The 9073-nt window shown below is 65.4% G+C and carries 8 protein-coding genes and 2 pseudogenes; 7 read left to right on the plus strand and 3 right to left on the minus strand.

The features are described 5' to 3' along the window. The 7 genes and pseudogenes from Q8M88_RS15080 to Q8M88_RS15110 form a co-directional block, all read left to right on the plus strand. A pseudogene (locus Q8M88_RS15080) lies at nt 1–120 on the plus strand (IS5/IS1182 family transposase); the annotation flags it as partial. Between the two features lie 545 nt (nt 121–665). Further along, complete coding sequence (locus Q8M88_RS15085; RefSeq protein WP_305597978.1) at nt 666–1430, plus strand: enoyl-CoA hydratase-related protein; 765 nt, start codon at nt 666–668, stop codon at nt 1428–1430. A gap of 214 nt (nt 1431–1644) precedes the next feature. Beyond that, nucleotides 1645–2979: an MFS transporter gene (locus tag Q8M88_RS15090; RefSeq protein WP_305597979.1), complete on the plus strand. Its 1335-nt coding sequence runs from the start codon at nt 1645–1647 to the stop codon at nt 2977–2979. A 413-nt stretch (nt 2980–3392) separates the two neighbouring features. Then, nucleotides 3393–4547 (plus strand): CaiB/BaiF CoA-transferase family protein, encoded by a 1155-nt coding sequence (locus tag Q8M88_RS15095; protein WP_305597980.1) that lies wholly within the window; start codon nt 3393–3395, stop codon nt 4545–4547. 73 nt (nt 4548–4620) lie between these two features. Beyond that, complete coding sequence (locus Q8M88_RS15100; RefSeq protein WP_305597981.1) at nt 4621–5433, plus strand: SDR family NAD(P)-dependent oxidoreductase; 813 nt, start codon at nt 4621–4623, stop codon at nt 5431–5433. Nucleotides 5434–5467: 34 nt separating this feature from the next. Beyond that, nucleotides 5468–6250 carry an enoyl-CoA hydratase-related protein gene (locus Q8M88_RS15105; protein WP_305597982.1) on the plus strand — a complete coding sequence of 261 codons (783 nt, stop codon included), beginning with the start codon at nt 5468–5470 and terminating at the stop codon, nt 6248–6250. Nucleotides 6251–6284: 34 nt separating this feature from the next. Next, nucleotides 6285–7424 (plus strand): epoxide hydrolase family protein, encoded by a 1140-nt coding sequence (locus Q8M88_RS15110; protein WP_305597983.1) that lies wholly within the window; start codon nt 6285–6287, stop codon nt 7422–7424. On the opposite strand, the gene Q8M88_RS15115 is transcribed toward Q8M88_RS15110, so the two are convergent. From Q8M88_RS15115 to Q8M88_RS15125, 3 genes and pseudogenes are all read right to left on the minus strand, one after another. Then, nucleotides 7425–7586 carry a hypothetical protein gene (locus tag Q8M88_RS15115; protein WP_305597984.1) on the minus strand — a complete coding sequence of 54 codons (162 nt, stop codon included), beginning with the start codon at nt 7584–7586 and terminating at the stop codon, nt 7425–7427. It abuts the gene before it with no gap. Between the two features lie 41 nt (nt 7587–7627). After that, on the minus strand, nt 7628–8386 hold the full coding sequence (locus tag Q8M88_RS15120) for an alpha/beta fold hydrolase (protein WP_305597985.1): 759 nt from the start codon (nt 8384–8386) through the stop codon (nt 7628–7630). Nucleotides 8387–8425: 39 nt separating this feature from the next. Then, nucleotides 8426–9073, minus strand: a pseudogene (locus Q8M88_RS15125) (hypothetical protein); the annotation flags it as partial.

The raw sequence follows: 9073 nt of genomic DNA on the forward strand, positions 1-9073 counted from the left end.
GGCTGGATGACCCGCTGGCGCCGTCTGGTCCGCGACTACGAGGCCCGGATCGACGTCTCGCAGGCCATGATCCTCGTCGCCATGGGCGGAAACCTGCTACGCCGGACCACCCACCCGTGAGTTTCCAAACGGACTCTAAGAATGTCCCCTTCGCCTGGCCGTTGTGGCCTCGGTTAGCGCGCGAGACACACCATCGGCGACGTCTGCGTCAATAGTCTTGCGCAACGGGAAGCAGATTTTCAGCCACCAGTGGCGGTGCGGATACAAAAGGTTGACGTAATCTAAACGGCATGCACCGATTACTTTGTGCTCCCTAGCGTAAGCGATCGACTTTTCTCCATCAAATCCAACGCGTCATTTCTTACCTGACTCGTCGATCAGCTATTCCAACTCGAATCAAATGTTTCCCCTCACTTCCGACGGGGAATTCGGTCATGCCTTTATTCAGGGTTTGACTCCTCGGCGCTCCGCTCGCTGCGCCAGCGTCCGCATTGCGGGCGTCGACGCCTGGCAGTTGATCACGGGCGCCTGGGTGTCCATCGTAGGCGCCGCCCGCCGATGAACGGGCGCCGCCGACGGCGACTCAATCCAGTCAACAGATTATAGTTTTCATACAACTATAGTTCGAAATATAGAAACGGGGTATGTGAACAATGTATCGTTTCGTGAAGGTGGAAAATCTGAATGGCGTGGCGATCGTCAGTCTGAATAATCCGACGCAGCGCAACGCCTGGAGCCCGCAGATGCATACTGAGGTCCGCGCCGCGCTTGAGGCGGCGGGCCAGGATCGCGACGTCCGGGTCATCGTCCTGACCGGCGAGGGACGCGACTTCTGCGTCGGCCGCGACGTCTCAGAGCTGGGCGCCACGGCCGGTGATCGTTCCGGACCCGTGGACCCCGACCCGCACAACATGCATTTCATGTTCGATGTGCCCAAGCCGATCATCGCGGCGATCAACGGTCCCACGGCCGGCGCCGGGTTCTGCTACGCGGGGTTCAGCGATCTGCGCTACGTGGCCGATGGCGCGAGGATCACCACGGCCTGGTCGCGGCGGGGCCTGACCGCCGAGTTCGGGATGGCATGGTTGCTGCCGCATCTGGTCGGGGTGCGCAACGCCCTCGACATCCTGATGACCGGCCGGGTGCTCAGCGCCGCAGAAGCCGATCGCATGGGGTTCGCCACCGTGTTGCCGAGCGAGGGCTTCCTCGATCAGGTCCTGGCGCTCGCCCGCGACATGGCCGATTTCGCCTCGCCGCTGTCCACGGGCGTGATGAAGCGTCAGGTCTACCGTTCGCTGTTCTTCACCGGCGTCGGCGAGGCGGTCACCGACGCCGTGACCGAGGCCGAACGCTCCTTCACCACCGCCGATTTCAAGGAGGGGATCGCCCACTTCGTGGAGAAGCGCGCGCCGGCCTTCACCGGCCAGTAGCAGCGCACGCGGGCGAGGCGAGGCCCATGGACGCGCGCGCCGGTTCTGCCAAGGTGGGGGCTAGGGGCCCGAAGCCGCCTTGGCGAAAGCCGGCGACAGGTCCTGGATCGGCGGCGACACGCACAATGCGGCGCCCCCGGCGAGGGTGTGCGTCATCAAGCCGGCGCCTGGAACAGCCTTCCAGGAAGACTGGCGATCATTGTGGGAGGAATGCGTGGAGGCCGAACCTGTAGAGCGAAAATACCCCAGTGCGCGTAGCGCCTGGTACGCACTGATCATCCTGATCCTGCTGTATTCGATGTCGTTCATGGACAGGTTGATCCTGTCTCTGCTGGCGTCGTCTATCAGCGCCGACCTTAATGTCAGCGACACGCAAATCGGCATCTTGTTTGGCCTCGGTTTTGGCGTGGTCTACTCGCTGACCGGCCTGCCGCTGGCCCACGTTATAGACAAGCACAATCGTATTCGGCTCGTCACCCTGGGCGTCCTGCTGTGGAGCGCCTGCACTGTAGGGTCGGGTTTCTCGAGCAACTACACTCAACTGATGATTCTGCGCGCCGGGGTCGCCGTCGGGGAGGCGGTGCTGTCGCCCGCCGCAATCTCGATCATCGCCGACATCTTCCCGCGCGATAAACGCACCCTGCCGACGACGGCTTACACCGCGGTCGCCACATTCATGGGAGCCGGGTCGTTTGTGCTCGGCGGCCTCGCCTTGAAGGTCGCTCAGGATGTGGCGCCTGGCATCGGCCTGGAGCCGTGGCAACTGACGCTGGTCTTCGTGGGCGTGCCCGGCCTACTGCTCGCGCCGCTGCTGTTCTTCACGGTGCGCGAGCCGAAACGTGTGGGCGAGATCAAGGGCCAGGACTTCGGCTCGGTGAAGCAGGCGCTGGAATACGTCAGCCGCGAGCGCCGTCTCTATGGCTGCATCTTCATCGCGGCGGCGATGATGAACCTGATCGGCTTCGCCAAGACGGCCTGGGTGCCGACCCTGATGATCCGGGCCCACGGACTGACGCCGGTTGAGGCCGGCATGGCCTACGGGACCGCCGGCATTCTCTCAGGCGTCGCCGGCGCATTCTTATGGCCGATGCTGGCCAAGCGCTGGACGGCGCGGGGCCATCGGGACGCGCTGGTGCTGGTCTATTGCGGCGCGATCACCGCGGGCTGGATGCTGATGGCGTTGGTCGGCGTGACCACATCGACCGCGGTGCTGTTGATCGCATCCGGCGCGGCGGGTTTCTTCTCCACCGCCGGGGCGGTCCTGATCCCGCTGATCATCCAGTTCGTGACGCCTGGACGCATGCGCGCGCGGATCATGGCGGGCTACCTGACCGCCAACAACCTGGTCGGCATGGCGTTCGGACCGCCCCTTTGCGCGCTGATCGCCGATCATTTCTTCGAAGGCGAATTCGCCATCGGCTATGCGCTGACGACGATGATCTGCTTCATAGGCCCAGTCGCGACGCTTGCGGCATGGCTGATGCGCAAGTCCTATGTGCGGGCGCTCGACGAGGCGGAACGGCGTGAATTGTCCGCAGCAGCGGCCTGATGGCCCTGGTGATGCGGGCGCCTACGCCTGCGTCACCAGGGCTCCACGCCGGCGTCGTTGAAGAAGCCGCCGGTCGGGCCGTCGTCGCCCAGCGTCGCCAGTTTGACGGCCTTCTGTGCACCCTGTTCGGGGCGTGCGGGACCCACTGTTGTTATGGATGTCCGTCGCCACATAGCCGGGGTTGACGGCGTCGACCTTGATCGTGGTTCCGCGCAACTCGCCCCGAGTCCGCCATGGACCGCCCAGACGATACGCAGCGCTTCACGCCTTGACGCGGCACATATGATTGTCGAACATTCGTGCGAATTGGTTATTGAGGCAACTGAAAATATCTATTGCGGCATGATCAATTGAACGCAGTACTAGTAATAGAATACGTGGTGGATCGCATGGGCCAAGGAATATTCGCGGGCTTGAAGGTTGTAGACTGCGCCAGCTTCGTCGCCGCCCCGGGCGCCGCTACGCTGTTGTCCGACTTCGGCGCCGATGTGATCAAGCTGGAGCCGCCGGAAGGCGATGCCTATCGCTACGCCTACGCGCCGCCCGGCAAGGCTGCGCCGGAGCATAATTTCCTGTGGATGCTGGGCTCGCGCAACAAGCGGAGCCTGGCCCTCGATCTCAAGGTCCCTGAGGGGTTGAGCGTCCTGGAGCGGCTGCTGGATGGCGCCGATGTGTTCATCACCAACCTGCCGCTGCTCACGCGCCGGCGGCTGAAGATCGGGTTTGAAGACCTGAGCCCTGGCCGCCCGCGGCTGATTTACGCCTCGTTCACCGCCTACGGAGAGTCCGGGGCGGAGGCCGACCGGCCGGGCTTCGACACCACCAGTTACTGGGCCCGGTCCGGCCTGATGGACCTGATGCGCCCGGTGGACGGCGCGCCGATCTCGTCGTCAGGGGGCATGGGCGACAATCCGGCCGCGGCCATGCTGTACGCCGCCATCCTCAGCGGGCTCTATCGCCGCGAACAGACTGGCCTGGGTGGACAGGTGGATGTCTCGCTCCTGGCGGCGGGTCTGTGGACCAACTCCCTGCAGATCCAGGCCAACCTGTGCGGCATGCCGTCCGCGCCGCGCGTGAGGCGGACCGAAGGGATGAACGCCTGCGTGAACACCTACCGTTGCGCCGACGACCGATGGTTCAACATGATGGTCCTCAATGAGGCGAAGCTGTTCAGGCCGCTGGTAGCAGCGATTGGGCGCGAGGATCTCGCCGACGATCCGCGGTTCGCTGAGATCGCGGCGCGGCGGGCGAATTCAGCCGCTCTGATTGCGATCTTCGACGAGCGGTTCGCCGCGCATGATCTCGCCTATTGGCGTGAGGCGCGAACAAGGCCGGCGTCTCGTACGAGATCGTCGCCACGCTGGACGATGTGCGCCAGGACGCCCAGGCCCACACCATCGGGGCGATCACGCCATTCGCCCACGACCCCGACCTGTACACCGTCAGCAGCCCCTTCAATGTCCAGGGCGCGCCCAAGACCCAGCCTGGGCGCGCGCCGGAGCTTGGCGAGCACAGCCGCGCGATCCTTCAGGAGATCGGCTTCGATGACGCCGAGATCAGCAACTTGAAGCAGAGCGGCGTGATCGTGTCCCAGTAACAGACGCCAAGCCGAACGTTCGAAGACAAAGGAAGTGGAACCAGATGGATGATTTCAAGGGCCGTGTCGCCGTGATCACCGGCGGCGCGAGCGGTATCGGCCTGGGGGTGGCGCAGGCGCTGGCCCAGGAGGGCGCCAAGCTGGTGATCGCTGACATCGAACAGGCCGCCCTGGATGACGCGGTCGCCGGACTTCGCGCCCAGGGCGCCGAGGCGATCGGCGTGATCACCGATGTCAGCGACCGGGCCGCGATGCTTGAGCTTGCGGATCGGACCTGGGATCACTTCGGCGCAGCCCACTTGGTGATGCACAACGCCGGCGTGGGCGTGGGGCGCCCGGCGTTCGAGCTTACCCACGACGACTGGCGCTGGGTGATCGGCGTCAACCTCTGGGGTCCGGTGAACGGCGTTGAGGCGTTCCTGCCGCGGATGCTGGCCCAGGGCGAACCGGGGCAGATGCTGTTCACGGCGAGCTTCGCCGGCCTGGTGCCGTTCGCCAACAACGCGCCCTACAACGTCACCAAGGCTGGCGTGATCGCGCTGGCCGAGACGCTTCGCAAGGACCTGCGCGGCAAGAACGTCACCGCCTCGGTGCTCTGCCCGATGCACGTGGTGAGCAAGATCGGCGAGAGCCAGCGCAATCGGCCGGTCGCTTTGGGCGGCGTTGCGGACTACCGCGCCGCCCCCGACAGCGACGCGCCGGTCGACCATCGCATCCTGCCGACCGAGGACGCCGTGCGTCTGATCCTCGACGGGCTGCGAAGGGGCGACCTGTTCATCCACACCCACCAGGAGGCCGAGGGCTTCGTGCGCAAAAGGGTCGAGCGCATTGCGCAGAGTTTCCCGTACGCGCTCTGATTGCGGGCGGCCACGACAAGCAAGGGGAGGCGGCATGGAATACGAGTTCATCCGGCGCGAAAGAGAGGGGCCCGTCACGGTCATCACCCTCAACCGCCCTGAGGCGATGAACGCCCTGAGCAACCCGATGCACTGGGAGCTGCATGAGGCGTTCGAGGACTTCGCCACAGATCCCGACCAGTGGGTGGCGATCGTCACGGGCGCGGGCGACCGGGCGTTCTGCGCCGGCAGCGACCTGAAGGGGATCGCCGCCGGCAGCCTCAAGAAGCCCATGCCGCCGAGCGGCTATGCGGGCCTGGTCGACCGGTTCGACCTGGACAAGCCTGTCATCGCCGCGGTGAACGGCGTGGCCGCCGGCGGCGGTTTCGAGCTGGCGCTCGCCTGCGACGTGATCGTCGCCGTCGAGAGCGCCCGCTTCGGGCTGCCGGAGCCAAGGGTCGGCTTGGCGGCCGGCGGCGGCGGACTGCACAACCTGCCTCGGCAGATCCCGGTGAAGCTGGCGATGGGCATGATCCTCACCGGCCGGCTCGTCTCGGCCAAGGAGGGCGCGACCTACGGCTTCGTCAACGAGTTGACCTCGGCGGCGGACCTGCTGGCGACGGCGCGCCGATGGGCGGCGCAAATCTGCGAATGCAGCCCTCTCGCGGTCCGCGCGTCCAAGCAGGTCGCCATGCGCAGCTTGGAGATGCCGCTGCAGGAGGCGCTGCATCAGCAGTCGGCGTTCCCCGCCATGGCGGCGATGAACGCCTCTGAGGACGCGGTGGAAGGTCCACTCGCCTTCTCCGAAAAGCGGCCGCCTCGATGGAAGGGGCGCTGATATGGGTTACGCCCGCCGGGTAGAGGGATAGCCGATGAGTGAGGCGATAGAGTCCTATTGGCTGGCTGTGCCGCAGGCAGCGATCGATGATCTCCATCGTCGTCTCGACCAGACACGGTGGCCAGAGCGTGAACTCGTCGCCGACTGGTCGCAGGGCGCACCGCTGGCCAAGGTGCAGGCGCTCTGCGAGCACTGGCGAGAGCGCTACGACTGGCGACGGTGCGAGGCGCGGCTGAACGATCTGGGACAGTTCAAGACCAGCATCGATGGGCTGGGCATCCACTTCCTGCACGTCCGATCGCCGCATCCCCAGGCGCTCCCCTTGCTGATCACCCACGGCTGGCCGGGCTCGGTGATCGAGTTCATGCAGGTGATCGGCCCGCTGACCGATCCGGTCCGCTACGGCGGCTCGGCGGACGACGCCTTCCATGTGATTGCGCCGTCGCTTCCTGGCTTCGGCTTCTCTGACAAGCCTTCGCAGACCGGCTGGAACGTCGAGCGGATCGCAGCGGCGTGGGCTGAGTTGATGGCGCGCCTCGGCTATGGACGATGGGTGGCGCAGGGCGGTGACTGGGGCGCGATGGTCACCACAGCCATCGGCATCGCAAAGCCTGCGGGGTGCGCGGCGGTGCACGTCAACATGCCGGTGGTCGCCCCGCGGCCTGAGGATCTGGAGACGCTCACGCCGGCCGAGCAAGCATCCGTGGCCGCCACCAAACATTATCAGGAAGAAGAGTCCGGCTATGCGCGGCTGCAATCGAAGCGGCCGCAGACGGTGGGATACGGCCTCGTCGACTCACCTGCCGGGCAGGCGGCTTGGATCTACGAAAAGCTGTCGGCGTGGAGCGATAACGCGGGCGCGCCCGAAGACGTCTTCAGCCTCGACGATATGCTGGACAACATCATGCTGTACTGGCTCCCCGCCGCGGCGGCCTCGTCGGCGCGCCTCTATTGGGAGAGCTTCCCGAGCTCGCGCGCCGGGACGGTGGACCTGCCCACGGGCGTGAGCATCTATCCCAAGGAAATCTTCCGGCCGTCGCGCCGATGGGCGGAACGGCGGATGACCAACATCATCCACTGGAACGAACTGCAGCAGGGTGGGCATTTCGCCGCCTGGGAGCAGCCGGAGCTCTTCGTGCGTGAACTGCGCGAATGCTTCGCGAAGGTCCGCTAGCTAGAACACGCCCGCGCGCGTGCCGATGAACCAGATCGCCAGCACGACGAGGAGAACCTGCACGATCCAATTGATGGGCGACGGGATGGGCGTCCTCTGGATGGCGTAGAGCGCGAGGCCCAGCAGCACGAGGACGACGACGATCAGAATGATGGTGCTCATCACCGATTAACCTGCGCCATGGGGTTTGGTTCCGCTGGCGACTAAGCCAGGAAATCGGCGACGCGTTCGACGACGGCCTTGTCCGCCAGGACGCGCTCGTGGCCCAGGCCGTCCACAAGCATCATCTCCGATCCGGCCCAGGCGGCGCTGAGCGACGCAGTCGATTCATAGGTGGCCACCGGGTCGTCCTTCGACTGCACGAACAGCGCCGGCCGACCCATGTGCGGGCCAGGAACGCTCATGTCGAACATCTCGCCCTCCCGTTCCGCAATGACCAGGGCGTGTTCCGCGATCTCAGGCGCGACGCCGACGTCCGCTGCGAAGCGCAGCCACCGCTTGCTGCGCGCCGGGGCCGGTGCGATGAACGCGACGCGTGAGGCAGGCATGCCCTGCGAAAGCGCCAGTCCGATCACCGGGCCTCCAAAGGAATGGCCGGCCGCGGCGCTGATCGGGCCGAGCGCTTCGGCCACCTGCGCCAGGGCGGCGCCGGCTGAGCGTCTGGTGCAGTGGGCGTCCGCCGACAGGCCGTGACCGGGATGGTCGACGGCGACGACAGCACGCCCGCGGCTGGCGAGCGCACGGATCAGCGGTTCCCAGGTTGAATTGTCGGTAGACCAGCCGTGGGCCAGGATCACCGCTGGGCCTTCGCCTAGGCGCCACGTCGCAACCCTTCCACTCGAGGTCTCGATGTGGGTGCGCGTGGCTTCGGCCAAAGCCGGCGCGATGCGTCGCGGGTCGTGGCGCGGCGGCGTCGTCACGCGCGCCATGAACGCACGGGCATCCCGATCCAGTCGGTCCATGTCGCCTCCTCGAAACCCAGGACAACGCCTGTTGACTGTTTAGGCGAAAGGAAAAACCCAGGGCCAAGGTCCCTGGGTTAGTTGATCGCCGGCGCGGGGAACGGCCGACAATATCCGCAGCGCGATTAGAACTTCTTGGTGATCGCGATTTTGTAGGTTCGGCCCAGTCCGTTGGCGACGCCGGCGTCGTAGTTGACTTCCTGTCGCGCGAACGGCGGGTGTGTCGAAGATGTTGGAGACGTTCAACACTGCGGTCGTATCCCAGGGCAGGAACATCCGCCATGTCACGTCGGTGCTGACGAAGGCGTCGATCTTCTTGCCGTTCTGCGGGCGGGGTACGATCGTCGCCTGTGCGACGTTTGTCACATCGCCCACCACCAGGTTGCCGATGAACGGCGTGGTTCGCTGGTCGACGTAACCGTCGATGTAGCTGGTCTGGACACGAATGTTGTGCGGGCCGGTTTCAAACTCGGCGTAGAAATTTCCGCGCCATTCCGGCATCGCGTAAAAGCCGGTATTGTAGTTGTACTTGCCGACCGCTTCGAAGCCCGCGACCGTCACGCCTTGCAGAACGACCTCGGCGACCGTGTACTTGTGGGTCCAGGTGATCTGCGAGCCAAATGTCAGGTCGCCGCCATAGATATCTTGGAAGCTCAGCTCGCCGGTGACGTCGACGCCGTCGGTCTT

Source organism: Phenylobacterium sp. (genome assembly GCF_030693805.1).
In the GTDB taxonomy this organism is placed as follows: Bacteria; Pseudomonadota; Alphaproteobacteria; order Caulobacterales; family Caulobacteraceae; genus Phenylobacterium.